The organism is Roseomonas aerilata DSM 19363, assembly GCF_000711725.1.
Lineage (GTDB): Bacteria > Pseudomonadota > Alphaproteobacteria > Acetobacterales > Acetobacteraceae > Roseomonas > Roseomonas aerilata.
The window spans coordinates 121,931-144,782 of sequence record NZ_JONP01000010.1 but is presented as its reverse complement, the minus strand read 5'-3'; the positions used below and the strand labels follow the sequence as shown (position 1 = coordinate 144,782).

The following is a 22,852-nucleotide window of genomic DNA, read 5'->3' as shown; positions in this document are numbered from 1 at the left end:
CGACCCTCAGGCCGCTTCGCTGGCGGTGAGGCGCAGCGGCGCGCCGAGGTGTCGGTCCAGCACCGCTGCCAGCACCGACGGGTCGGGGTTGGCCCAGCGCGCGAGAACGTAGCCGTCGGGCCGGATGAGCCAGGCCGCGCCCTCCGGTGCGCCATAGCGCTCCCGCGCCAACCCCTCGGCATCAACGGGGCAGCTGGGCCGCGGTACATTGCCGGCGGGCAGCAGCGTCAGCTCCGTCAGCCCTTTGTAGCGCGGCGATCCCACAAAGGGCGCATCGGCCGCGAAGCGCAGCAGCACGAAGTTCCGACCGAAGGCCTCGCTCAGATGCTGCCATCCCTCGGCCGAGGCGAGCGGTGCGTCGGGTGCCGGCAGGCCGGGCAGGGCGGATCGGCCCAGTCGCCCGGCGTCGTCATCGACCTCGCGCAGGGAGGAGTTCACATAGCCGACCGGTGCCGACTGCCGAGGGTTGATGAGGGAGCGCACCGTCTCGTCCCCCACCGACAAGCGCAGCACCGCGTCGCGCATCAGGCGGAAGGCAAAGTCCGGTGGCGCCATGAACTCGGTGCTCTTCGCGCCATAGGCGATGTTTTCGCGCGCGGCGTGAAGCCGCTCCTCCGTGTAGCTGCGCAGCAAGGCCTCCCCGGCGCGCCCGTCGAGCACGCGCGCGAGCTTCCAGGCGAGATTCCCGACATCATCGAGTCCGGAATTGAGCCCCCGCACGCCGAAGATCGGCACGAGATGCGCCGCATCCCCGGCGAAGAGCACGCGCCCCTGCCGGTAGTCGCCGAGGGTGAGGCATTTCGCGTTGTAGATGGAAATCCAGAGCGGCTTCCACGGCGCCGTCTCGCCGATCATCTCCAGGTGGCTCCTCACCCGCGGCAGCACCCTCTCAGGCCTGATCGCCTCCTCGGGATCCTCATCGTCCCGCAACTGGTAGTCGATGCGCCAGACATTGTCGGGCTGGCGGTGCATCAGGATGGTCGAACCGGGGTTGGAGGGAGGATCGAACCAGGCAAGCCGCTCCACCGGCCGGCTCGTCTCCTGCTCGATATCGACGATCACATAGCGGCCCTCGTACTGCACGCCTTCCAGCTTCACGCCGAGCAGGTCGCGAGTCGTGCTGCGGCCACCGTCGCAGGCGACCACCCAGCATGCGCGCAGGACGAAGGGCTCGCCCTCCGCCGGCTGCAACTCCACCTCCACATGGTCATCGTGCTGGCGCAGCCCGACCACGCGCGTGGACCAGTGCACGGTCGCGCCGCCCCGCAGCGCGGCCTCGTGCGCGTACCGTTCCACGTAATACTGCTGGATGTTGACCATGGGCGCGAAGCGATCGTCCGGTCCGGAGGGCATGCGGAAGTGCAGCACCTCCTTCGTCCGGTAGAAGCTGCGCCCCGAGGTCCAACCGAGGCCCTTCTCCACCACCGGTCGGTCGATGCCCGCCCAGCCCAGGATCTCCAGCGAGCGGCGCGAGATGCAGATCGCGCGACTGCCGGTGCAGTAGCCCTCGTCAGCCTCGCTCACCGTCGCCGCCACACCCTGCTCCCCGAGCAGCGCGGCGAGCGTCAGCCCCACCGGGCCACCGCCGACGATAAGGACGGGCAGGATCTGCGGCCGCTCGTTCATGCTCACGCTGTCCGAACTCCTGGTTCACCGGCGGGAGCCTGGGCATCGCCGCCGAAGAACCCGACAAAAGTTGCGCGCGCAACTATCCTAGGGTGCCCATGCGTTAGGGTGCAAGGGCCCTGAACACCGCGCCCCGCCCAAGCGGGCAGGGCAGGGGGCAAGAGAGATAAAAACAGTTGGGACGGCCCTCTTTCGAGAGCTGCCCCCGGAGAACTGACCCGCCGGAGGGGAGCGGATCAGTTGCTGCTGCGATGCCGCTGCACCAGACCCATGCCCGGCAGGCCGAGGCCGAACAGGGCAAAGGAAGCTGGCTTCGGCGCGAAAGTCGGCGGGGTGTTTCCGCCCGCGCAGATCTGGCGGCCGTCCGCAATGGCATCCATCGCCGTGTTCAGCGTGATGGAGGAGAAATTCTCATCGATGATGGTGAAGAAGCTCCGCCTGTCGCTGAGAAAGAAGCTGGCGCCAAAGGTGCCGCCCGGCACCGCGCTGCAGGTAACGCAAGTCGTGCCGGTAACCCGCCCCTGATCCTGAGGTCCGCTGGCCGACACCGCGCCTGCGCACCAATGTCACACCCCTCGTGAATGCCGGTAAATCGACCGCCCGGCCCCTAAAAATAATCTTGTGATAACCTCTGATCACGAGTTAGTGAGGTGCAGGGGATATCCCAGTACAAAGGGGGATGGGTGTCGATGAGGGGTGGAGATCGAGGCCTCGATGAGGTCAGGATCGTGGTGGAACGGGGGGGCTCCGGCGCGAACAAGTGGCGCTGGCGTCTGGCGAATGACGGCGGGCTTTCCGTCAGCTTCGGCACCGGCTTCCGGTGCGCCGAGGACGCCTATCAGGCAGCCCGGCGGAAAGAGTTGGAACTGCGCACCTGCAAGGAGCCCGAACGGAGGGTCGCCTCCTTCCGCCGCTGAGGAATGGGGATCGTCCATCCCGCCGATCCCTCGGCAGGGGTGGCCGGTCCTCAGCGCCCGCGCTCGACGATGGCGAAGGCGATCTCGACCCAAAGGGCGGCCTGCGCGTCCTCACCGCGCTCCATCAGCAGGTGCATTTGCCGGATGGAGTGCTCGACCGCGCCGAACTCGCCATAGAGACGGACCACCGCCTCCACGGTCCAGTCCCGGTCGACGCTCGCTTCCGTTCCAGCCATGCCAGGCCATCAACTCCAAGCCCGCTTCCGTTACGGTCGAGAAAGACTTTGGATGCGCGGCGGGATCGAAAAATTCGGATAAGTGTTGCACTCGACCATCGATGGGGTGGCGGGCAGGGCGTGGTGCCGCTGCGCCCCCGGCTCGGCGTGTAGAAGCTGCTCCGCCGCCAGGTTCGGCACGAGCAGGTCCATACTGCGCAGCGCCGCCACGGGAAATTCCGCTATCCCGTTCCCCCCGTGGCGGTCTCGTCGGGCTGGTTCATGGGCGGAAGAAGATCAGCCTCGGCGGGCCGGCTCAAGCTAGGTGCCCATCCTCCCGCGGCCCGCCCGCGCCGCCAGCGCGGCCACCGCCGGCGCGCCGGAACCCGCCGGCGCCAGCTCTACCCCCGCTGCGTCCTCCGCGTCCGTCGCCCGCAGGCGGCCGACCACGCGAAAGGCGACCAGCGCCGCCGCCGTGCCGAAGACCGCGGCCGCCGCCATCTGCCCGATCAGCACACCCCCCGGTCCGTAGGGAAGCCCGAGCGCGACGAAGGGGATCGTGCCTAATGTCGCCCGCCCCCAGTTGAAGGCGGTGGAAAGCAGCGGGTAGCCCAGGTTGTTGAAGGCCGCGTTCGCCACGAAGAGCCCGCCCGTGAACAGGAACCCGCCAGCCAGCAGGTTGCAGAACAGCCGGATGAGCGCCGCTGTCTCGCCGGCCGCCGAGAAGGCCGCGACGATGACGTCCTGGAGGGCCCATAGCGCCCCCCAGGCCGCCAGCACCGCGCCAAGCACCACCAGCATGCTGTCCCGCAGCGTGGCGCGCACCCGGTCCATCCGACCCGCGCCGAGGTTCTGCGCCATGATCGGCCCCACCGCGCCGCTCAGCGCATAGACGATGCCGAAGGCGACCGGCGAAAGGCGCTCGATCGTCGCCTGCCCCGCGATGGCCGCGGAGCCGAAGCCGGCAATGGCCTGCGTCACCCAGGCCGACCCCACGGGGGTGGCGAGGTTCGTCAACACCGCGGGCGCCGCCACGGTCATCAACCGCCGCGCGTCCGTCACCAGTGCCCCTGCCTCCAACCCTCCCACCAGCCCGTGCCGCCGCACCGCCCCGTGCCAGGCCAGCCACGCCAGCCCGAGGCGCGAGAGCACCGCTCCGATCGCCGCCCCCTCCAGCCCGAGGCCAAGGGCGAAGATCAGCAATGGATCCAGCACTGCCGTCGCCAATGCAGCGAAGAGGGTGACGTTCATCGCCCGCCGCGCGTCGCCAACCGAGCGCAGGAGGGCGGAAAGACCCATCCCCAGCCCGAGCAGCGGCACCGAGGGCGAGACAATAACAAGGTAGCGCGCCGCCAGCCGGTGAACCTCCCCCGTCGCGCCCAGCCAGCCGAGCACCGTATCGGCCGCCAGCGCCGTGGCCAGGCCGATCAGCACCATGACGGCCGTCATGACCGTCAGCCCCGAGGCCGCGATCCGCCGCGCCGACGCCATCTCCCCCGCGCCGATCGCCCGCGACACGACGGCGCCCAGCCCGATCGACAGCCCGATCCCCACCCCGATCTGGAAGAACCCGACGGCCCCGGCGAAGCCCACCGCCGCCGCGACCGGCTGCTCGCCAAGTCGCGAGAGATAGAAGAGCCCCAGCAGGTCCACCGCGAAGACCGCGATGAGCCCCACCGCCCCGGTGCTACCCATCACCAGCACGTGCCGGAGCGTGGATCCCCTGACGAAGCGCGCCTCGGCGGGCGCGCCGGAGGCGGCGGAAGGGGGCGTCTGGGGCGGCTGCATGCCCGTCCCTAGCACGCGCCGCCCGGCCGCGCGCCCGGCCGCCCGCGAGACCGCTTGTGCCTCGCCGCCGCCGGGTCCAGGCTTTCCGCCGACAAGGCGCGGCGAACGTGCAAACGAGGGTAGAGGGACGCTCCATGCAAACCAGCATCACCTTCCGCGTGGACGGGAAGGACCAGACCGTCACGGTCGATCCGGAGATGCCGCTACTCTACGCGCTCCGCGACGACCTCGGCCTGAACAACCCGAAGTTCGGCTGCGGCCTGGCGCAGTGCGGCGCCTGCACGGTGCATGTGGACGGCACGCCCACCCGCTCCTGCGTCACCCCCACCGCCGCCGTCGAGGGCAAGCAGGTGACGACGCTCGCCGGCCTCGGCACGCCCGAGCACCCGCACCCCATCCAGACCGCCTATATCGACGAGCAGGTGCCGCAATGCGGCTACTGCATCAACGGCTGGATGATGACTGCCGCCGCCTTCCTGCGGGACAACAAGGACCCGAGCGAGGACCAGATCCGCGAGGCCCTCACCGGCCTCAAATGCCGCTGCGGCACCCACATGGCCATCCTGCGCGCCGTCAAGCGCGCGGCGAGCCTCGCGTGAGGAGCCGCGCCATGACCATCCAGCTCTCCCGCCGCACCGCCCTCAGCGCCGCCATGGGCGCGCTCGTCGTCGCCGTTCGGGGCCCCGACGCGCTCGCGCAGGGCACGGCCGCGCAGGCGGCGCCCATTTCTCCCCTGCCGCCGCCCGGCCAACTCGCCTCCTACATCGCGGTCCACGCCGACGGCACCGCCACCGCCTTCTTTGGCAAGATCGACGGCGGCCAGGGCCTCGACGTTGCCGTCGCCCAGATCGTCGCCGAGGAACTCGACCTCCCCGCTGACCGCGTGAAGGTCGTCATGGGCGATACCGCGCGGACCGTGAACCAGGGCGGCGCCAGCAACGCCTCCGGCGTCTCACAGGGCGCGGTCCCCCTCCGCAACGCCGCCGCCGAGGCGCGGCTGCTACTGCTGGAGATGGCCGCCGCCCGCCTTGGCGTCCCGCCCGACGCCCTGCGCGTCAGCGACGGCACCATCTCGGTTGCCGCCCAGCCCGATCGCCGCGTGACCTATGGCGAGCTGATCGGCGACCGCCGCCTGGACGCCGAGGTGAAGTGGAACGGCCGCTACGGCAACGACCTCAACGTGGAGGGCCGCGCGCGGACCAAGCCCATCGCCGACTACAAGGTGGTCGGCACCGCCGCCCCGCGCCGCGATATCGCCGACAAGGCTTTCGCGCGCCACGATTACGTCACCGATATCCGCCTGCCCGGCATGCTGCACGCCCGCATGATCCGCCCGCCCGTCGCCGGCGCGAAGCCGACCGCTGTGGACGAATCCTCGGTGTCCGCCATCCCCAATGCCCGCGTGGTCTGGAAGGACGGCTTCCTCGCCGTCGCCGCGCCGCGCGAGTGGGACGCGATCCGCGCCGCCGAGGTGCTGAAGGTCGATTGGTCGGCCACACCGCCGCCCTTCCCGGAACAGGCGGCCATCTACGACCACATCCGCAACGCCCCCGTGACCAAGCGCGGCGTCCCCATGCAGCAGGGTGACGCCGCGGCCGCCATTGCCGGCGCCGCCCGCGTCATCTCCGCCGAGTACGAGTGGCCCTTCCACTCCCACAGCAGCATGGGGCCCGGCTGCGCCCTGGCCGATGTGCGCCCCGAGGGCGTGCGCGTCTGGACCGGCTCGCAGAAGCCCCATGCCGTGCGGGACGGCGTCGCGAAGTTCCTCGGCGTGCCGCCGGAGACCGTCCACACGGTCTGGGTCACCGGCCCCGGCTCCTACGGCCGCAACGACGCCGGCGACACGCCCTTCGACGCCGTCTTCCTCTCCCGCGAATTGGGCAAGCCCGTGCGCGTCCAGTACATGCGCCACGAGGGCCATGGCTGGGACACGAAGAGCCCCGCCTCCGTCCAGCGCGTCCGCGCCGGCCTCGACGAGCAGGGCCGCGTAACGGGGATCGAGTTCAGCTCGAAAGCCTTCTCCCGCACCAACATCGCGACCAGCGAGGCCGACCCGCGCGACAGCCTCGCCAGCCAGTCCATGGGCGGCGGCCTGAACCCGCAGGACACCTACCTCTTCCCCGGCGACTTCGTGCCGACAGAGCCCTACGCCTTCCCCGCGCGCACCATGGCCTGGGAGACCATCCCCCCGCTGCTGGACCGGGCCTCGCCCCTCCGCACCTCCCACCTGCGCGACCCACTCGGCCCGGAGCTGATTTTCGCGGCCGAGAGCTTCGTGGACGAACTGGCCGCCGCGACAGGCGCCGATCCCGTCGAGTTCCGCCTGCGCCACCTGCGCGAGGAGCGCGACATCGCCATCCTCCGCGCCATCACGGAGAAGGCCGGCTGGCAGCCCCGCCCCGCCGGACCTCGCAACACGACCGGCGAAATCGCCCGCGGCCGCGGCGTCTCCCTCGCCCGGCGCGACGGCACCGTCGTCGGCCTCGTCGCGGAAGTGGAGGTTAACCGCGGGACCGGCGCCATCCGCATCAAGCGCATGGTCGTCGGCCAGGACTGCGGGTTGATCATCAACCCCGACGGGCTGCGCCGCTGCGTCGAGAACGCCGTCATCTACGGCACCAGTCGCGCCCTGCACGAGGAGGTCACCTTCGACCGCAACAACGTGACGAGCGTGGACTGGAACACCTACCCCATCCTCGACATCACCGAGGCGCCGGAGGTGGTGGAGGTGGTCCTCATCAACCGCCCCGACATCCGCCCGACCGGGGCAGGGGAGCCCGCCGTGCGCACCGCCGGCGCCGCCATCGCCAACGCGGTATTCGACGCCACCGGCGCGCGCCTGCGCCGGGGCCCCTTCACGGCCGAGCGCGTGAAGGCCGCGCTGGCGGGAGCATGACGATGCGGACTCTCCTCGGCTTGGCGCCGCTTCTCCTCGCCACGGCGGCTGGGGCCCAGACCCCGGCCCGGCTGGCGGAGGGCGGCCCGCCCACCAGCATCATCACCCCCGGCCGCGAGACCCGGACGATGGGGCAGGGACCCGCCGCCACGCGCACGCCCGTCGCGACTCCGGCGGCTTCCCCCGCGACCTCAGGCGGGGAGCGCGCGCCGGGGCCGGGCATGGGCACCGCCCAGCGCCCCACCCCCGACCAGTCCCGCTGACGCCGCCTACTTGATCGGCGGCCGCGGCAGCACCGCCTCGCCCGGCTCCATCGTGAAGGTGTAGTCGAGCGAGTACCAGGGCCCCGCCACATCCGCCGCCGTCGGGTGCGGCTCCTCGTGGCGCACGTAATCCCCGATCAGCGCCCGGGTGACACCGAACTGCACGTCTGTCTCGAGATAGGGGTCGTCATCGACATAGACCTGCGAGGTCAGCGTCTTGAACCCCTCTTTGAAGACCAGCGCATGCACATGCGCGGGCCGGAAGGGATGCCGGTCCTGAATCGCCAGCAGCCGCCCGACCACGCCGTTCGTAGGGATCGGATAACCTGCGGGCTTGATCGACCGGAACCAGAACCGCCCCTCCGCATCCGTCGTGAACTTGCCGCGGAGGTTCATGTCCGCCTGGTCCGGATCCTGGTTCTCGTAGAGTCCGACGGGGGAGGAGTGCCAAACATCCACCTCCGCCCCCGCGATCGGCCGCCCCTCGGTATCCTGCACGAAGCCGGTCATGAACAGCGGCTCCCCCGGCGTCGGGGATCGCAGCAGCGTGCCGCCATTCTCCACCCGCGGCGAGTTCAATCGCCAGAACGGCCCGAGCAGTGACTGCGAGGTCTCGGTGTTCCCGTTGTCCCCGTTGTTCAGCAGGCAGACGAGCGAGGACACGCCAAGCGAGCCGCACATGAGCACCATCTCGTTGTGCGTTTCCGTCGTCAGCTGCCCGATCTCGTTCAGGATGGCGTTCGCCGCCCGGAACTCCGCCTCCGTCAACCGCACGTCACGCACGAAGCTGTGGAGATGGCGGATGAGGGAAACCATGATCTCCCGTATGCGCGGATCATGCGTGCGCTCCATCACCTCGAGCACCGCGGGCGTCACGTCCTCCTGGCGTTGCAGGATCATGGCTCGTCCTCCCTCCATCGTGCGGAGAACCCTGGCCGCCCCGCGCGGAACCGTCATCCTTGCCCCGCGAAACCCTGCCGGGAAGCCCTGGAGCATGAGAAGCCGGTGCGGGAATGTTACATGATCAAACCGAAGCGCTTAACCGCCCGGTAGGCGAATGGCCGTAAGCTCGATCGCACGAGGGGGGCTGCCGGCTGCAACCGGCACCCCCCCGCTACGCCGGAGTTCGCGCCGATGATCGGCTGGGTACCCTATGTGCTGAGCGCCTTTATCGAGGAGGTAGGCGGGCCCGGCGCCCGTAGGGAGGTCCTCCTCGCCGCCGGCTTCGACGCCGAGGAAAGCTTCCGCATCAACGCCGGCTATGCCGATGCCGCATGTCGCCGGCTGCTCGACGCCGCCTGCCTTCATTTCGGCATGTCCGAGGACGAGGCCTTCGAGGCTTTCGCCCCCTTCTTCCTACGACGCTCGCGCGAGATGTTCCCCGCCTTCTTCGCCCATCGCCCCTGCGTGCGCGCCTTCCTGCTGCACCAGCCGGAAGTCCACAACACCCTTGCCGCCGGCCTGGCTGCCGGGCAGCGGGACAGTGTCGCGCGCAAGTTCCGCGTCGAGCCGATGGAGGGCGGCCTCCGCGTCTTCTACCGCTCCGCGAACCGCCTCGCCGGCCTCTACGCGGCCGTCGCCCGCCGCCTTGGGGAGGAGCTGGGCCAGCCCACCAGCGTCCGCTTCGAGGCGGGCGGCCCGGGGGAGACGGAGTGCATCATGGCCATCGAGGTGCAGGATCTGAAGGCGCAGGTCGCCGCATGACCTCCGCCGGCGACGACGCGGCGGAGGTCCCTCTCCGCGCCGCGGTGGAGGCGATCTGCGAGCAGCTCTGCCAGGTGGCCGCGGGCGACCTCGACGTGCGCCTCGACGTCAGCAGCCGCGACCTCTCCGCCCAGAAGCTGGCCATGCTCGGCAACGGCGTGCTCCACGTAGCCCGCCGCGCGCTGGAACAGGCGGAGAGCAGCCGGCGGAACTCGCCGCCGCGCATGAGATGGCCCGGCTGGGCGCCTGGCGCGCCGACCTCACCGCTGGGGTCCGGAGCTGGACCTGGTCGCCCGAGCTGCACCGCGTCCTCGGCACCGACTCCGCCATGCGGCCGGCCGGGGAGGCGGAATACCTCGCCCTTGTCCATCCCTTCGACCGGCCGAAGGTCATGGCCGCCCATCGCCGTGCCCTGGCGGGCCTGACCGCGGCCTGCGAGTGGCGCGCGATGAGCCCGGACGGCCGGGAGCGGCGTATCTGGACGGAGTTGCGACCGCAGAACGAGGATGGAGGAGTGCGCGCGCTGCACGCCGTCTGCCAGGACGTGACTGAGCGCCACGCCGCCGAGGAGCGCATCCGCTACCTCGCCGAGCACGACGGGCTGACCGGCCTCGCCAACCGCGCGGTGCTGCGCGAGGGGCTGGGAAAGGCGTTGGCCCACGGGGGGCGCCGACGTGGTCCCTCCGCCCCGCTCGCCGTGCTCTGCATCGACATCGACGGGTTCAAGCTCGTCAACGACCTCCACGGCCATGCAGTGGCGGACGCGATCCTCGTCGAGTTCGCGCGGCGCATGCGTAGGCTGGTGCGCCGCAGCGACATCATCGCGCGGCTGGGTGGGGACGAGTTCGCCATCGTCCAGATGGCCGCCGACCAGCCCTCCGGGGCCGAGCAGCTCGCCGCCCGCCTCCAGGAGGCCATGGCAAAGCCTTTTGGGGGCGCCGGCGCCGAGGCGGCCAGCCTCAGTGCCTCGATCGGCGTGGCGCTCTCCGACATCGATGCGGCCGGCGCGGACACGCTGCTTGCCGCCGCCGGCACCGCCCTGCAACGGGCGCAGGATGCGGGCGGCAACAGCGTGGTCCTCTACCACCCCATCATGGAGCGAGAGGCACGGGAGAGCCGGGCGCTTGAGGCCGATCTCGCCCAGGCGGTCAGCCGCGGCGAGATGTCGCTTGCCTACCAGCCCCTCGTCGATGTCGCGACCGGTGGCGTGCTTGGCTTTGAGGCGCTCATGCGGTGGCGCCACCCGGAGCGCGGCATGGTGCCGCCGGACCGCTTCATCGGGCTGGCGGAGGCGAATGGCAGCATCGGCCCGCTTGGCGAATGGGCACTGGAACAGGCCTGTGCCTCTGCCGCCCGCTGGTCCTCGCCGCTCTTCGTCGCCGTCAACGTCTCGCCCGTCCAGGTGCAGCGGGGCGCGAGCTTCGCTTCCATGGTCGAGCGCGTGCTGGCGCGCACCGGCATGCCGCCCGCCCGACTGGAACTCGAGGTCACCGAAGGGGTACTGATCCGCGAGGCCGAGGCCGCGCTGGACGCGCTGCGCCGGGTCCGGGCTCTCGGCGTGCGGATCGCGCTGGATGATTTCGGTACCGGCTACTCCTCCCTCGCCACGCTCCAGGCCTTTCCCTTCGACAAGATCAAGGTGGACCGGCGCTTCGTCGCCGGCCTGGGCGGCGGCTCGGCGCAGGATACGACCATCGTCCGCGCCGTCCTCGGCCTTGCCCGGGGCCTTGGCGTGCCTGTGGTGGCCGAAGGGGTGGAAACGCCGGAGCAACTCGCGGCCCTGCGGGCGGAGCGTTGCGCGGAGGCCCAGGGTTGGTTCTTCGGCCGGCCGGAGCCGCTGCCGGCAGGATTGGTTACGCCCGGCGCCTGAGCGGCCATAAACGAGATTGGCCGGGAGGGTCCTCGCGGACTCCCCCGGCCAGCCGAAACCCTCGACTCAGCGCGCCTCGATGCCGCTGCGCGTCGCCACGATCTCCGAAGTCTCGCAGATGTTCACCCGCATCAGCTCGGCGGACTCGCCATTCGCCCAGACGACCTTGAAATCGTAGTTCCCGCCGCGGCCGCCCGGCGTGTAGTTCACGGCGCGCCCGCTCGACACCACGTTCTCGCCCAGCCGGTCGCGGCCCCAGTCGGAGCGGGAGGAGGGGCCGAAATAGAACTCGTTGACCGTGGCGCCGGAGTTGTTGCGCAGCGTGAAGCGCGTGTCGCAGCCCTGGGCCAGCGTGGGCCCGGAAGCGACCGCCAGCAGGGCGGCGGCGAGGACGAAGCGTCGAAGCATCCTAGGTTTCCTTATCGGTGATGCTGACGCGCAAGGCAGGGCCATCGGCGCCAGAGACACGATGATGGATCATGATGCTTAACATTACGTTCCGCTAGGGTAACATTGTTGCCTTGGGCGGGGATGGTTCGATCACCGGTCTGGGCCGGAGAGCATCGGGGCATCCGCACCTCCCCCGGTCCCTGCGTCACCTGGTTCGGCTCGGGATAGTCCCGCGGCAGGCCGATGCCGCCCCCGGCCGTCATCCACCGCGGCGTGCTCTCCTCCCAGGAGGACTGCTGGCTCGCAGGGCATTCACGCAGCCGGCGCCGAGCGGGTCCGAGCGGATCATCAGCCCGCGGTTCCACCCCGCGCGCTTCGCCGAGCTGCTGTTGCCCACCGGGAGCGGCGTGCGCCCTCGCGTCCGGAGGGCTCCTCGTCCGGCAGGAATGGCGTGAAAGAGTTCAGCGGCAGCGATGCGAGGTCAGCGGCGGAGGGCCTGTTCTGCCCCGTCGCCGCCTTCACGAAGCCGCCCGTTCAGCCCGTGCTCGCGGGCTGAAGGGGCCAGGTTGCGAGAAACAGCAGGTTGTCGCCGCGGCAGGTGTATCGATCAGCTCGGCGGCGCAGCGGCGGGCGCGGCCGCCGTCACGGACTTCATGTAGGCGATGACATCCGTGAGCTGCTGCTCGTTCCTCAGCCCCGCATAGGCCATGCTGCCCTGCGGCGCGACCGCCTTCGGGTTTGCGAGATACGCCCGGAGATTTTCCTCCGTCCAGACATACCCCTCGGAACCGAGCTGCTTCAGGTTGGCGGAGTAGCGAGTGTAGCTCTCGCGCGACGCGGCCCGGCGGCCAACCACGCCGTAGAGGTTCGGCCCCACCCCGTTACGGTCGGAGGCATCGACCATGTGGCAGGCACGGCACTGCCCGAAGACGCGCTGGCCCGCGGCCACATCCTGCGCCCGGGCAGCGCCACCCGGAAGGGCAAGAAGGCCGATCAGCAACGGCGCAGCCATCATGGTGGGACGAAACATGCGTGACGATCCTTTCTCTTTGGACAAGATGCGGGAGGAGAGATCGGCGCGGCCACATGCCCATCGGTTCCCGGAGGCGGGGCAACGCGCGCTGGTGAGCAAAGGTGGCCAGCCCTCCGATCCCGCAACCCGGGGCGGGCCTGAAAACTTGATGGTTTCAAAGCTCAGAGACATGCCGGAACCGGACGGAGAAGCGGGATGATGCAGCAAGGCGACTCGATGGCTCCGGCACGACGCGCCGGACGCTATCCTAAGGGATAGCACCCGGCCATGGTTGCGGCCGCGGGAGCGATTGGCGTCGGCCTCGCGGGCGCGCTCGCCACCAGGATCGGCCCCTGGTACCTCGCCCTCCGCAAACCCTCCTGGCAGCCGCCAGACTGGGTCTTCGCTCCGGCCTGGACGGCGATTTTCACTCTGACGACCATCGCCGGCATGCGTGCCTGGCGCGCGACGCCGTAACCCGCCGCGCGCCGCAAACTCGTTCTGGAGTTCACGGCCAATGGCGGCCTGAACATCGCCTGGAGCGTCCTCTTCTTCCGCATGCGTCGCCCCGACCTCGCCCTCGTGGAGGTCGTGCCGCTATGGCTCTCAATCCTCGGCTTCGTCTTCACCTGCGGGCGGCGCTCGATCGCCGAACCCGCGAGAGCCCGACGGGAGGCCGGGCGCTTCCGGCTCCCGACGGGTGAGGTCCGGAGAGAGCAGCGCCCTTCCCGAGGGGCCTTAAACCACCACCTTCCGGTAAAGATGCCACGTCGCGTGCCCCAGCACCGGCATCACCACCGCGAGCCCGACGAAGAGCGGGATAGAGCCCAGCAGCAGAAGTGCTGCCACCACCAGTCCCCAGAGCGCCATCGGCACGGGATTGGCGACCACCGCCCGCACGGAAGTCCGTATCGCGCCCACCGTCCCAACGTCGCGCTCCAGCAGCAGCGGAATGGACACCACGCTAACGGAGAGCGCGACAACAGCGAAGGCGAAGCCCGTGAGGTTGCCGACGAGCATCAGTCGCGTGCCCTCCGGCGTATGGAAGACCCGCTGCCAGAGCTCACCGAAGGAGGCCGGCTGGTCCGGCCCGATCGTCGTCTGGAAGATCCATTGTGCCGCCGCCAGCCAGGCCAGGAACAGCACCAGCAGCACGAGGCCCACGCCAATGATCGAGCCTATGCCGGCCGAGCGAAACACCGCGAGCGCGTCCGTCCAGTGCACGGTCGATCCGCGCTCGCGCCGTCGGCTCATCTCGTAGATGCCAAGCGCCGCGATCGGCCCGAGCAGCGCGAAACCCGCGGTCAGCGGCCAGATAAGCGAGAGCAGGTTTTCCCCCGCCGCCGTGAAGCCCAGCGCCAGCCCGACCACGGGATAGATGATGGCGAGGAAGAACAGCTGCGTGGGAACCTCGAGGAAATCTCGCCATCCCTGGGAGAGCGAGCTCCAGACATCCTCCGTGCCGATCCGCCGCACCGTTGGCTCGGTGTGGGCATGGAGGTGGGTGGTCGGTGTCGAGACCTGGACCATGGTCGAGCCATCTCCTCCGGCCGCGTCTCCGGCGGCCTTCTCGCGACGATCCGACATAGGCCCTTGGCGAGCCGTCATCGGAACCTGACGCTAGCGCAGCTGGATCGCGGATGCGGACTTGCGTAGCCTTGTCACGCAAGCGTGTTGCAACCCTCCTTTGCTGCACTGCAAAGATAGGAAGACCATGGAGAACGAGGGGCTGATCTTCGGCCTGCGCGAACTCTGGGCGCTTTGCCGGGGCAGGTACGCGGCGCGCCGGAAACAGCGCATCGCGGTCACCCCGCGAAACGCGCCGCTCCGCCAGGGCGTTGTCAACGGCAGAAACCCAATGGAACTGGAGGCCGCATGTCCGACGCGAATGAAGGCAAGGCATCGGGCGCGCCGCAAACAGGCGCGCTGAACCCGGGCGATGACGCCCCGCCCGGCACCCCCGGCACCGGCGAGAACGTCTGCCCGCAGTGCCAGGGTAGCGGCAAGCTGAGCGGCGCCGAGTGCCCCAACTGCGGCGGCAGCGGCATCGTCATCGAGGGCATCGCCGGCGGCTAGCCGCCGCAGAGAACTCCGTGCTGCGCGAGCGCCGCGATCTCCTCCGCGGAGATCCCGGCCTCGCCGAGCACCTCCGCATTATGCTCGCCCAGCCGCGGCGGCTGCCGGCGCAGCCCCGCGCGCGCGCGATCCTCGCCCATCTCCACCGGCAGCGCGGGCAGCAGTGCCTCCGTCGTCCCACCGCCGAGTGTGGACATGGCCGTCGCCAGCAACCCGCCGCCAGATAGCAGGTGCGGGTCGGTGAAAAGATCCGCAGGCTTCCCCACCGGCGCCCATGAGATCGCCGCCTCCTCGCAGCGCGCCACCACCTCGTCCCGCGTCAGCCGCCCCAGCTCCTCGCGCAGCCGCGGGATCAGCCAGGGCCGCGCCGCCACCCGGTCCGCGTTGCGCTGCAACCGCTCATCGGCTGCCAGCTCCTCCAGCCCGAAGGCCGCGCAGAAGCGTACCCATTGTGCGTCGCTCGTCACCCCCACGAAGACCTGCCCGCCATCGGACGCCGTGAAAGGCTCGTAGATCCCCCAGGCACCCTGCCGCGCGGGCATCGGCGGCACGGGCTTCCCCGTTACCACTGCGCCGGCCATGTGCGAGCCCACGAGGAAGGCCGCGGACTCGAACAGCGCGCTGCCCACGCGCTGCCCCTTGCCCGTCACGTCCCGCTCCCGCAGCGCCGCCAGCGCCGCCGTCACGCCGAAGACCGCGCCCATGATGTCAACGACCGAGGCGCCCGCCCGCAGCGGTTGCCCTGGCGGCCCCGTCATGTAGGCAAGCCCCGACTGGAACTGCACGACCTCGTCCAGCGCCGGCCGGTTCTCGTAGGGGCCCGCGAGGAACCCCTTTAGCGCGAGGTAGACCAGCCGCGGATTCAGCGCCGAGAGATCCCCCCAACCGCAGCCCAGCCGCTCCATCGTCCCCGGCCCGTAATTCTCCAGCACGAGGTCCGCCGAGGCCACCAGCCGGTGCACCGCCGCCCGCCCCTCCGCCTGCTTGAGATCGATGGCCAGCGAGCGCTTGTTGCGGTTGAAGGTCGCGAAGAACCCCGCCGCGAAACCGGGCAGCCGCCGCGTGTGGTCCCCGTCCGGCGCCGGCTCCACCTTCACCACCTCCGCGCCGAGATCGGCGAGGATGAGCCCCGCGCAGGGCCCCATGATGGTGTGAGAGAATTCGAGGACCCGCAGCCCCTCCAGCGGCCGCACGCTCATGCCGCCACCTTCGCGCGCAGCGCCCGCAGGCTGCCCCCGCGCAGCAGCGCGCTCGGCAACGGGTGCCCCACGATCCTCTCCGCCAGGTGCCCCGCCTCGATCAGCGCGTCGAGCTCGATGCCTGTCTCGATCCCCATCTCCTCGCAGAGCATTGCGAGCTCCTCGCTCGCGATGTTGCCGGGCGCGCCCGGATGCGCCGCGAAGGGGCAGCCGCCGAGCCCGCCCACCGTCGCGTCGAAACTCGCCACCCCCATTCGCAACGCGGCCAGCGCATTGGCCACCGCCATGCCGCGCGTGTCGTGGAGGTGCAGCGTCAGCGCCAGTTCCGGCCAGCGCGACCGCACCTCGCCCACCAGCCGCTCCACCTGCACCGGATTCGCCCAGCCCATCGTATCCGCCAGCGAGAGCCGCTCCAGCGTCACGCCCGCCTCCCGCGCGATCAAGAGCCCGTCCTCGATCGCCGTGAAGACCTGCGCCGGCGTCACCTCGCCCGAGAAATTGCAGCCGAAGGCTGCCATGATCCCCAGCCGCCGTACCGGCACGCCGGCCGCCAGATGCGCCGCCGTCTGCTTGCGCATCGCCTCGATATTGCCCTGCCGGTCGCGGTTGAGGTTGCGCCGGGAAAACGCCTCGGAGGCCGAGAGCGAGATCGAGCCCGTCACGCTCAGACGGTCGCGGAAGGCCAGCGCCCGCTCCAGCCCCGCCGCGTTGAACCACAGCGCCGTGTAGTCCACGCCCTCTCGCGGCGCGAAGCCGCCCACCACCGCCTCCGCATCCGCCCAGCCCGGCACGAGCTTCGGGCTGACGAAGGAGGCCACCTGGATGTGCCGCAGCCCCGTCGCCGCCAGCGCCTCGATCAGCGCGACCTTGTCGGCCGTCGCGATCGGCCCCTTCTCGATCTGGAAGCCCTCGCGCGGGCCCTCCTCGTTGATGGAAACGCGGCTCGGAAGGTCGGTCACGTCAGGGGTTCCCATTGCGAATGAAGGGGAGGGGCCGCAGGCTTGTGCACCCCTGCGGCGGGTCCGGGAAGCCCGGTGGAGGAGGAGCCAGCAATGCAGCCGAAGCCCATCCGCGCCCTCTCCCGCGGCCTCGCGGTCCTCTCGGCCCTCAACCGGCACGGCACGGCGACCGTCGTGACTCTCGCGCGCGAAACGGGCCTCTCCCGCGCCACGGTCTACCGCATCATGCAAACCCTCCTCGACGATGGCTACGTCGCCCGCGGCACCACCGAGGACCGCTTCATCCCCCGCCTGCGCGTGCGCGAGCTGGCCGAGGGCTTCGAGGACGAGCACTGGATCTCCGGCGTCGCCAAACCCGCCCTCGCCGCGCTCACCGCCCGCATCCTCTGGCCGAGCGACGTCGCGACGCTCGAGGGCACGCGCATGGTCATCCGCGATACCACCCACCGCATCGCGCCCCTATCGATCGACCACGGCATGGTCGGCCGCCGCCTGCCCATGCTCGCCAGCACCGTGGGCCATGCCTACCTCGCCTTCGCGCCGGAGCCCGAGCGGGACGCCCTCCTCGCCCTCCTCGCCGCCTCCAACGATCCCGCCGACGCCCCTGCGCGCGACCCCGCCCGCGTCGCCCGCCTCCTCGCCGCCACGCGCCGCCGCGGCTACGGCCTGCGCCAGGGCGGCCGCCCCTGGCCCCATACCGGCTCCATCGGCCTGCCCATCCGCCTCAACGGCCGGGTCCTCGGCTGCATCAACGTCATCTGGATGGCCCGCGTCGTCCGGCAGGAGGAAGGCATCCGCCAATGCCTGGAACCTCTGCAGGAAACCGCCGCACTCATCGAAGCTCGCCTTGCGGCCGGAGAGGGCTAGTTCACCAGGTGGACAGATCCGTCATCGTCCTCGCGGTGGGGGCCTAACCGCCCCTATAGCCTTCCCCATGGCCGCAGAGCCGCGGGGGAGGAAACAACGGATGCCGGTGGGACGACGGACCTTGCTCGCCACGGCCGTGGCCCTCGGCGCGGCCACCCGGCCGCGGTCTGCGCGGGCCCAGGCCGGCACTTTCCCCTCGCGCCCCGTCCGGGTGATCGTCGCTGCCTCCGCCGGCAGCGCACCGGACACCGCCATGCGCCTCCTTGCCGACCGCCTGGCGGCCCGCTGGCGCCAGCCCGTGGTGGTGGACAACCGCCCCGGCGCGGCGGGCAACATCGGTGCCCAGGCCGCGGCCCGGGCAGAGGCCGACGGCCACGTCCTCCTCTTCTCCCAGGCCTCGCCGCTCGTGCTGAACCAGCACCTGATGCGTGCCATGCCCTTCGACCCCGCGCGCGACCTCGCGCCCATCACCCTCGTGATGAACACCCCCTTCATCCTCGCGGCCCATGCCGGCCTCGGCCTGCGCTCCCTCGCCGACCTCGCGGCCCGCGGCCGCCAGCCCGGACGCGCCCTCACCCTTGCCACCAGCGGCGCGACGAGCCTGCCCCGCTTCGCCGGGGAGGAGATCGCGCGGGGCCTCGGCATCACCCTCGCCAACATCCCCTACAACGGCAGCCCCGCCGCGGTGGCAGATATCATCGCCGGCCGCACGGACCTCGTGATCGACGGCACGCCGCTCCTGGCCCCCCAGGTCCGCAGCGGCACGCTGGTGCCGCTGGCGATCACTGCGGCGGATCGTATGCCCGGCCTTGAGGTCATTCCTACCGTGGCCGAAACCGTCCCCGGCTTCGCCCGGGGCGGCTGGTTCGCCCTCCTCGCGCCCTCCGCCACCCCGCCGGGCGTGATCGAGCGCGTCGCATCCGATGCTACCGCCGTGCTGGCCGCCCCCGAGCTACGCGCCCGCCTCCTGAACGAACTCGGCGCCATCGTCTCCGCCGACGGCCCGGCCGCCCTGGCCTCGCTCCTGGCGGCCGAGCGCAACACCCTCGGCCGCCTCGTGCGGGAGCTGGAAGTCCCCATCGAATGAGGCCTCGCCCCATGCCCCACCCCGGCAAACCCCTCTCCGCGGTGGAGGAGGTCGATCTCGCCGCCATCCGCCGGCTCATCCAGGCCTGGGGCTTCGCCCGGGACAGCGGCGACTGGGACACCCTGGCCGATCTTTTCCACCCGGAGGGCCACATCGCCGTCTCCTGGTTCAACGGCCCCTATGCCGGCTTCGTCGAGACCTGCCGCGCCCGCCCGAGCGTCTCCTTCTCCAAGCACGCCATGGCCGGCACCCGCATCGCCCTGAACGGCCCCCACGCCGTTGCCGAGACCGACGTCCTCCTGTTCATGCGCGGCACGGTGGAGGGCGTGGAGGTCGTCGGCGAGACCATCATACGCTTCCTCGATCGCATCCAGCGCCGCGAGGACGGCATCTGGCGCGTGCTCGACCGCGTCGCCCTCTACGACCACGACAGCATGGCCCCGGCCATCCCCGGCGCGCAGCTTTCCATCCGCGCCGAGGAACTGGCGGACGACGCCCCCGGCCACCGCTTCATCGCCTGGCGCCTGCGCAAGGCCGGCCGCACCGTCCCTCACGACCTCCCCGGCCGCGGCAGCCCCGCCGAGGCTGCGTTGCGCGCCGAGGCCATGGCCTGGCTGGAGACCGCCGCATGACCGCGCCCCCGCCGGAAACGCCCGTCCACGACGTCGCCATCATCGGCTACGGCCCCGTCGGCGCCGCCCTCGCCAACCTGCTCGGCGCCATGGGCCTGACCACCCTCGTGCTCGAGCGAGAGGCCGCCGCCTACCACCTGCCCCGCGCCGTCCATTTCGACGACGAGGTAATGCGCATCTTCCAGTCGATGGGCCTCGCCGAGGCCATCCTGCCGCACACCCATGTCTCGCCCGGCATGCATTTCGTGGACGCGAGCGGCCGCCTCCTCCTCGACTGGTCCCGCCCCTCCTCGGTCGGCCCGCACGGCTGGAACATCTCCTACCGCTTCCACCAGCCCGACCTGGAGAAGGTGCTGCGGGAGGGCGCCGCCCGCTTCCCCTCCGTCGAGCTCCGCAACCGTGCCGAGGTCTTCGCCCTCGAGCCCGGCGAGGACTCGGTCCGCCTCCGCTTCGAGGACCTCTCCAACGGCCAGCCCGGCGAGGCCCGCGCCCGCTACGTCGTCGGCTGCGACGGCGCCCGCTCCCTCGTTCGCCGCTGGATCGGCGAGGCGATGGAGGATCTCGGCTTCCACGAGCGCTGGCTCGTCGTGGATGCCATCCTGACCCGCCCGCGCCCCGACCTCGGCGACCACTCCGTCCAGCACTGCGATCCCAGGCGCCCCGCGACCTACGTGCGCGGCACCGGCAACCGCCGCCGCTGGGAGATCGCGCTGCGCGACGAGGACGACCTCGCCGCCCTCTCGCGCCCCGAGGCCGCCTGGCAGTTCCTCGCCCGCTGGATCACGCCCGAGGATGCGACCATCGAGCGCTCCGCCATCTACACCTTCCACAGCACCGTCGCGCGCCGCTGGCGGAGGGGCCGCCTGCTGATCGCCGGCGACGCCGCGCACCAGACGCCGCCCTTCCTCGGCCAGGGGATGTGCGCAGGCATCCGGGATGCCGCCAACCTCGCCTGGAAGCTCGCCCGCGTCCTCCGTGGAGAGGCGTCCGACTCTCTCCTCGACACCTACGGCACCGAGCGCGCCCCGCATGCGAGGGGCTATATCCGCGAGGCCGTCCGCCTCGGCGGCCTCATCAACGCCAAGGCCATGGAATCCGTTCTCACCCCCGAGGCCCTGTCCGGCGGCACCGCGGACCGGCTGGTTCCCATCCGCCCCGCCCTCGGCCCCGGCCTCGCCGCCGGCTGGGCGCGGGACGCCGGCGTCCTGCCTCCCCAGCCCCGCCTCGCCAACCAATTATGGCTCGACGACCATGTCGGGCTACGCTTCGCCGCCGTGATGCGCCCGGGCTTCGCCGCAGGCCTCCCGCACGAACTCCTCGACCGCCTCTCGGCGGGGGGAGCCGTGCTGGTGGCCGAGGCAAGCCCGGGAGTCACGGCGATGCTGGACGGGCTGGATGCCCAGGCCGTCCTGCTCCGCCCCGACCGGCATGTGCTGGGCGCGGCGCGCAACACCGACGACATGCGGGCGCTCGCCGAGGCGCTCTGACCAAAAGGACCGACTGATGAAGCTTGTTTCGTTTGAAAATGCGGGTAAGCCCGGCTTCGGCGTGGTGCAGGGAGACGAGGTGGCCGACCTCACCGCCGCCTTCGCCGGCCGCGCTTCCGGCCTGCGCACCCTCATCGCCGCCGACCTGATCGGGGAGGTCGAGGCCGCAGCCAAGGGCGCGCCGAAGCTGCCCTTCGACAGCCTGAAGCTCCTCCCGGTCATCCCCGACCCCGACAAGATCATCTGCATCGGCCTCAACTACCTCGACCACGTTGCCGAGACTGGCCGTGCACAGACCGCCAACCCCGCCTTCTTCGCCCGCTTTCCCGCCAGCCAGGTCGGCCACGGCCAGCCGCTGATCCGCCCGCGCGTCTCCACCGACTTCGACTACGAGGGCGAGCTGGCCGTCGTGATCGGCAAGGGCGGCCGCCACATCAAGGCGGAGGACGCGCTGAAGCACATCGCCGGCTACTCCTGCTACAACGAGGGCAGCATCCGCGACTGGCAGCGCCACACGACGCAGTTCACGGCCGGCAAGACCTTCGCCGGCACCGGCGGCTTCGGCCCCTGGCTCGTCACCTCGGACGAGATCCCCGACCCCTCCAAGCTCACGCTGGAAACCCGCCTCAACGGCCAGGTGGTCCAGCACACGACGACCGACCTGCTGATCACCCCGATCCCGCAGATCATCGTCTACCTCTCGACGATCCTGCCCCTGCTGCCCGGCGACGTCATCGTCACGGGCACCCCGGGCGGCGTCGGCATGAAGCGCACGCCCCCCCTCTGGATGAAGCCCGGCGACGTCGCCGAGGTCGAGATCTCGGGCATCGGCGTGCTCCGCAACCCCGTGGTGGAAGAAGCCGTGTCATGACGATCCGGGCGCTGGGCTACATGGTCATCGGCTCCGACAAGTTGTCGGAGTGGGAGGGTTTCGCGACCGGCCTGCTGGGAATGCAGCGCGTCGACCGCGGCGCCGGCATGCGGGCCTTCCGCATGGATGACCGCGCCCAGCGCCTGCTCGTCTCGAAAGAGGCGGCACCGGCTACCATCGGCTGGGAAGTGGCCGACGCCGCCGCGCTCGACGCGCTGGCGGCGCGGCTGGAGGCCACGGGCACGAAGGTGTCCCGCGGCAGCCGCGCCCTGGCCGGCGAACGCCAGGTGGCCGACCTCATCCTCTTCCAGGACCCTCAGGGCACGCCGCTGGAGGTCTTCCACGGCGGCCTGCGCGCGGACATGGCTTTCACCCCCGGCCGCCCCATCTCCGGCTTCCTCACGGGACCGCTCGGCATGGGCCACGCCGTGCTGCACGTGGCCGACGCCGACGCGCTCATGCCCTTCTACCGCGACCTGCTCGGCTTCGGCGTCAGCGACTGGTCCCGCAAGCCCTACCCGCTCTACTTCTTCCACGTGAACGGCCGGCACCACTCCTTCGCCATGGTCGGTTCCGGCCAGACCGGCCTGCACCACTTCATGGTGGAGCTCGGTGCGCTCGACGACGTCGGCCAGGGCCACGACATCGCCCGCACCGCGGAAGGTCGGCTCGCCTACGGCCTCGGCCGCCACACGAACGACCACGTCACCTCCTTCTACGCCCGCACGCCGTCGGATTTCTTCGTCGAGTACGGCTGGGGCGGCCAGATCATCGACCCCGCCACCTGGCAGCCGCATGAGACCTTCGACGGACCCACCCTCTGGGGCCACGAGCGCTTCAACCTGCCCGAGGAAGACCGCGCGAGGATGCGCGCCATCGCCATGGACGCCGCCGCCCGCGGCGTGCGCGTGCCCAACCCACGCCCCGCGCCCTTCGCCACCGGATGCGCCTGGGCCGATGCGGTGATCCGCGCCGAGTAAGAGCGCCGCTCGA

General features: G+C 71.0%; 24 protein-coding genes and 1 pseudogene. 14 read left to right on the top strand and 11 right to left on the bottom strand.

Annotation, left to right across the window (positions count from 1 at the left end):
- Positions 1-6: 6 nt before the first annotated feature.
- Together BO39_RS13710 and BO39_RS13705 are read right to left on the bottom strand one after the other, a co-directional pair.
- Positions 7-1,626 carry an FAD-dependent monooxygenase gene (locus BO39_RS13710; protein ID WP_043834131.1) on the bottom strand — a complete coding sequence of 540 codons (1,620 nt, stop codon included), beginning with the start codon at positions 1,624-1,626 and terminating at the stop codon, positions 7-9.
- 236 nt (positions 1,627-1,862) lie between these two features.
- Positions 1,863-2,108 (bottom strand): hypothetical protein, encoded by a 246-nt coding sequence (locus BO39_RS13705; RefSeq protein WP_043834129.1) that lies wholly within the window; start codon positions 2,106-2,108, stop codon positions 1,863-1,865.
- A 207-nt stretch (positions 2,109-2,315) separates the two neighbouring features.
- On the opposite strand from BO39_RS13705, the gene BO39_RS13700 reads away from it, so the two are divergent.
- Positions 2,316-2,543 carry a hypothetical protein gene (locus BO39_RS13700; protein ID WP_156963678.1) on the top strand — a complete coding sequence of 76 codons (228 nt, stop codon included), beginning with the start codon at positions 2,316-2,318 and terminating at the stop codon, positions 2,541-2,543.
- A 50-nt stretch (positions 2,544-2,593) separates the two neighbouring features.
- Here BO39_RS13700 and BO39_RS13695 read toward each other — a convergent pair whose 3' ends face one another.
- The 3 genes from BO39_RS13695 to BO39_RS13685 all read right to left on the bottom strand — a co-directional run bounded on the left by BO39_RS13695 (position 2,594) and on the right by BO39_RS13685 (position 4,546).
- On the bottom strand, positions 2,594-2,779 hold the full coding sequence (locus BO39_RS13695; protein ID WP_043834126.1) for a hypothetical protein: 186 nt from the start codon (positions 2,777-2,779) through the stop codon (positions 2,594-2,596).
- A gap of 30 nt (positions 2,780-2,809) precedes the next feature.
- Positions 2,810-2,989 carry a hypothetical protein gene (locus BO39_RS13690; RefSeq protein WP_043834124.1) on the bottom strand — a complete coding sequence of 60 codons (180 nt, stop codon included), beginning with the start codon at positions 2,987-2,989 and terminating at the stop codon, positions 2,810-2,812.
- A gap of 90 nt (positions 2,990-3,079) precedes the next feature.
- Positions 3,080-4,546, bottom strand: a complete 1,467-nt coding sequence (locus BO39_RS13685) for an MATE family efflux transporter (protein ID WP_052402066.1) — start codon at positions 4,544-4,546, stop codon at positions 3,080-3,082.
- A gap of 134 nt (positions 4,547-4,680) precedes the next feature.
- On the opposite strand from BO39_RS13685, the gene BO39_RS13680 reads away from it, so the two are divergent.
- From BO39_RS13680 to BO39_RS13670, 3 genes are read left to right on the top strand one after another with little or no spacing between them, the layout of a single operon-like run.
- Entirely contained in the window at positions 4,681-5,145 is a 465-nt protein-coding gene (locus tag BO39_RS13680; protein WP_043834122.1) for a (2Fe-2S)-binding protein, read from the top strand.
- An 11-nt stretch (positions 5,146-5,156) separates the two neighbouring features.
- Positions 5,157-7,442, top strand: a complete 2,286-nt coding sequence (locus BO39_RS13675) for a xanthine dehydrogenase family protein molybdopterin-binding subunit (protein ID WP_043834120.1) — start codon at positions 5,157-5,159, stop codon at positions 7,440-7,442.
- Positions 7,443-7,444: 2 nt separating this feature from the next.
- Complete coding sequence (locus BO39_RS13670) at positions 7,445-7,705, top strand: hypothetical protein (RefSeq protein WP_043834118.1); 261 nt, start codon at positions 7,445-7,447, stop codon at positions 7,703-7,705.
- Between the two features lie 6 nt (positions 7,706-7,711).
- Here BO39_RS13670 and BO39_RS13665 read toward each other — a convergent pair whose 3' ends face one another.
- Positions 7,712-8,605 carry an intradiol ring-cleavage dioxygenase gene (locus tag BO39_RS13665; protein ID WP_043834116.1) on the bottom strand — a complete coding sequence of 298 codons (894 nt, stop codon included), beginning with the start codon at positions 8,603-8,605 and terminating at the stop codon, positions 7,712-7,714.
- A gap of 234 nt (positions 8,606-8,839) precedes the next feature.
- Between BO39_RS13665 and BO39_RS13660 the strand changes: the two genes are divergently transcribed.
- Both BO39_RS13660 and BO39_RS13655 read left to right on the top strand, forming a co-directional pair.
- Positions 8,840-9,409, top strand: a complete 570-nt coding sequence (locus BO39_RS13660) for a heme NO-binding domain-containing protein (RefSeq protein ID WP_052402065.1) — start codon at positions 8,840-8,842, stop codon at positions 9,407-9,409.
- Positions 9,410-9,638: 229 nt separating this feature from the next.
- Complete coding sequence (locus BO39_RS13655; protein WP_052402064.1) at positions 9,639-11,279, top strand: putative bifunctional diguanylate cyclase/phosphodiesterase; 1,641 nt, start codon at positions 9,639-9,641, stop codon at positions 11,277-11,279.
- 66 nt (positions 11,280-11,345) lie between these two features.
- On the opposite strand, the gene BO39_RS13650 is transcribed toward BO39_RS13655, so the two are convergent.
- Both BO39_RS13650 and BO39_RS13645 read right to left on the bottom strand, forming a co-directional pair.
- The gene (locus BO39_RS13650) at positions 11,346-11,687 is read right to left on the bottom strand and encodes a hypothetical protein (RefSeq protein ID WP_052402063.1); all 342 of its coding nucleotides are present in this window, start codon (positions 11,685-11,687) and stop codon (positions 11,346-11,348) included.
- A 589-nt stretch (positions 11,688-12,276) separates the two neighbouring features.
- Positions 12,277-12,699, bottom strand: a complete 423-nt coding sequence (locus BO39_RS13645) for a c-type cytochrome (RefSeq protein ID WP_052402062.1) — start codon at positions 12,697-12,699, stop codon at positions 12,277-12,279.
- Positions 12,700-12,969: 270 nt separating this feature from the next.
- Here BO39_RS13645 and BO39_RS33960 point away from each other — a divergent pair.
- Positions 12,970-13,302 (top strand): annotated as a pseudogene (locus BO39_RS33960) (TspO/MBR family protein); the annotation flags it as partial.
- A gap of 117 nt (positions 13,303-13,419) precedes the next feature.
- Here the strand turns inward: BO39_RS33960 and BO39_RS13635 are convergent.
- Positions 13,420-14,211: a DUF2189 domain-containing protein gene (locus BO39_RS13635; protein WP_043834114.1), complete on the bottom strand. Its 792-nt coding sequence runs from the start codon at positions 14,209-14,211 to the stop codon at positions 13,420-13,422.
- A gap of 345 nt (positions 14,212-14,556) precedes the next feature.
- On the opposite strand from BO39_RS13635, the gene BO39_RS13630 reads away from it, so the two are divergent.
- On the top strand, positions 14,557-14,757 hold the full coding sequence (locus BO39_RS13630; RefSeq protein WP_043834112.1) for a hypothetical protein: 201 nt from the start codon (positions 14,557-14,559) through the stop codon (positions 14,755-14,757).
- Here the strand turns inward: BO39_RS13630 and BO39_RS13625 are convergent.
- A complete protein-coding gene (locus BO39_RS13625; RefSeq protein ID WP_043834110.1) occupies positions 14,754-15,956 on the bottom strand; it encodes a CaiB/BaiF CoA transferase family protein in 1,203 nt (400 codons plus the stop codon). The two genes, BO39_RS13630 and BO39_RS13625, sit on opposite strands and share 4 nt — an antisense overlap.
- A complete protein-coding gene (locus BO39_RS13620; RefSeq protein WP_043834108.1) occupies positions 15,953-16,915 on the bottom strand; it encodes a hydroxymethylglutaryl-CoA lyase in 963 nt (320 codons plus the stop codon). Before BO39_RS13620 ends, BO39_RS13625 begins: the two co-directional genes overlap by 4 nt.
- 93 nt (positions 16,916-17,008) lie before the next feature.
- Between BO39_RS13620 and BO39_RS13615 the strand changes: the two genes are divergently transcribed.
- From BO39_RS13615 to BO39_RS13590, 6 genes are all read left to right on the top strand, one after another.
- The gene (locus BO39_RS13615) at positions 17,009-17,782 is read left to right on the top strand and encodes a helix-turn-helix domain-containing protein (protein WP_043834106.1); all 774 of its coding nucleotides are present in this window, start codon (positions 17,009-17,011) and stop codon (positions 17,780-17,782) included.
- 100 nt (positions 17,783-17,882) lie between these two features.
- Positions 17,883-18,869: a Bug family tripartite tricarboxylate transporter substrate binding protein gene (locus BO39_RS13610; RefSeq protein ID WP_043834104.1), complete on the top strand. Its 987-nt coding sequence runs from the start codon at positions 17,883-17,885 to the stop codon at positions 18,867-18,869.
- 11 nt (positions 18,870-18,880) lie between these two features.
- Positions 18,881-19,501, top strand: coding sequence for a nuclear transport factor 2 family protein (locus BO39_RS13605; RefSeq protein WP_043834102.1), 621 nt, complete (start codon positions 18,881-18,883; stop codon positions 19,499-19,501).
- Positions 19,498-20,988 (top strand): bifunctional 3-(3-hydroxy-phenyl)propionate/3-hydroxycinnamic acid hydroxylase MhpA, encoded by a 1,491-nt coding sequence (gene mhpA / locus BO39_RS13600; RefSeq protein WP_043834100.1) that lies wholly within the window; start codon positions 19,498-19,500, stop codon positions 20,986-20,988. The genes BO39_RS13605 and mhpA overlap by 4 nt, the downstream gene beginning before the upstream one ends.
- Positions 20,989-21,004: 16 nt before the next feature.
- Positions 21,005-21,859, top strand: a complete 855-nt coding sequence (locus tag BO39_RS13595; protein WP_043834098.1) for a fumarylacetoacetate hydrolase family protein — start codon at positions 21,005-21,007, stop codon at positions 21,857-21,859.
- Entirely contained in the window at positions 21,856-22,839 is a 984-nt protein-coding gene (locus BO39_RS13590) for a VOC family protein (RefSeq protein WP_043834096.1), read from the top strand. The genes BO39_RS13595 and BO39_RS13590 overlap by 4 nt, the downstream gene beginning before the upstream one ends.
- The last annotated feature ends 13 nt before the right edge of the window (positions 22,840-22,852 follow it).

Coding starts and splice junctions, on each gene's coding strand:
- BO39_RS13710 (WP_043834131.1), bottom strand. CDS start 1,626: ATGAACGAGCGGCCGCAGATCCTGCCCGTCCTTATCGTCGGCGGTGGC.
- BO39_RS13700 (WP_156963678.1), top strand. CDS start 2,316: ATGAGGGGTGGAGATCGAGGCCTCGATGAGGTCAGGATCGTGGTGGAA.
- BO39_RS13695 (WP_043834126.1), bottom strand. CDS start 2,779: ATGGCTGGAACGGAAGCGAGCGTCGACCGGGACTGGACCGTGGAGGCG.
- BO39_RS13685 (WP_052402066.1), bottom strand. CDS start 4,546: ATGCAGCCGCCCCAGACGCCCCCTTCCGCCGCCTCCGGCGCGCCCGCC.
- BO39_RS13680 (WP_043834122.1), top strand. CDS start 4,681: ATGCAAACCAGCATCACCTTCCGCGTGGACGGGAAGGACCAGACCGTC.
- BO39_RS13675 (WP_043834120.1), top strand. CDS start 5,157: ATGACCATCCAGCTCTCCCGCCGCACCGCCCTCAGCGCCGCCATGGGC.
- BO39_RS13670 (WP_043834118.1), top strand. CDS start 7,445: ATGCGGACTCTCCTCGGCTTGGCGCCGCTTCTCCTCGCCACGGCGGCT.
- BO39_RS13665 (WP_043834116.1), bottom strand. CDS start 8,605: ATGATCCTGCAACGCCAGGAGGACGTGACGCCCGCGGTGCTCGAGGTG.
- BO39_RS13660 (WP_052402065.1), top strand. CDS start 8,840: ATGATCGGCTGGGTACCCTATGTGCTGAGCGCCTTTATCGAGGAGGTA.
- BO39_RS13655 (WP_052402064.1), top strand. CDS start 9,639: ATGGCCCGGCTGGGCGCCTGGCGCGCCGACCTCACCGCTGGGGTCCGG.
- BO39_RS13650 (WP_052402063.1), bottom strand. CDS start 11,687: ATGCTTCGACGCTTCGTCCTCGCCGCCGCCCTGCTGGCGGTCGCTTCC.
- BO39_RS13645 (WP_052402062.1), bottom strand. CDS start 12,699: ATGTTTCGTCCCACCATGATGGCTGCGCCGTTGCTGATCGGCCTTCTT.
- BO39_RS13635 (WP_043834114.1), bottom strand. CDS start 14,211: ATGGTCCAGGTCTCGACACCGACCACCCACCTCCATGCCCACACCGAG.
- BO39_RS13630 (WP_043834112.1), top strand. CDS start 14,557: ATGTCCGACGCGAATGAAGGCAAGGCATCGGGCGCGCCGCAAACAGGC.
- BO39_RS13625 (WP_043834110.1), bottom strand. CDS start 15,956: ATGAGCGTGCGGCCGCTGGAGGGGCTGCGGGTCCTCGAATTCTCTCAC.
- BO39_RS13615 (WP_043834106.1), top strand. CDS start 17,009: ATGCAGCCGAAGCCCATCCGCGCCCTCTCCCGCGGCCTCGCGGTCCTC.
- BO39_RS13610 (WP_043834104.1), top strand. CDS start 17,883: ATGCCGGTGGGACGACGGACCTTGCTCGCCACGGCCGTGGCCCTCGGC.
- BO39_RS13605 (WP_043834102.1), top strand. CDS start 18,881: ATGCCCCACCCCGGCAAACCCCTCTCCGCGGTGGAGGAGGTCGATCTC.
- mhpA (WP_043834100.1), top strand. CDS start 19,498: ATGACCGCGCCCCCGCCGGAAACGCCCGTCCACGACGTCGCCATCATC.
- BO39_RS13595 (WP_043834098.1), top strand. CDS start 21,005: ATGAAGCTTGTTTCGTTTGAAAATGCGGGTAAGCCCGGCTTCGGCGTG.
- BO39_RS13590 (WP_043834096.1), top strand. CDS start 21,856: ATGACGATCCGGGCGCTGGGCTACATGGTCATCGGCTCCGACAAGTTG.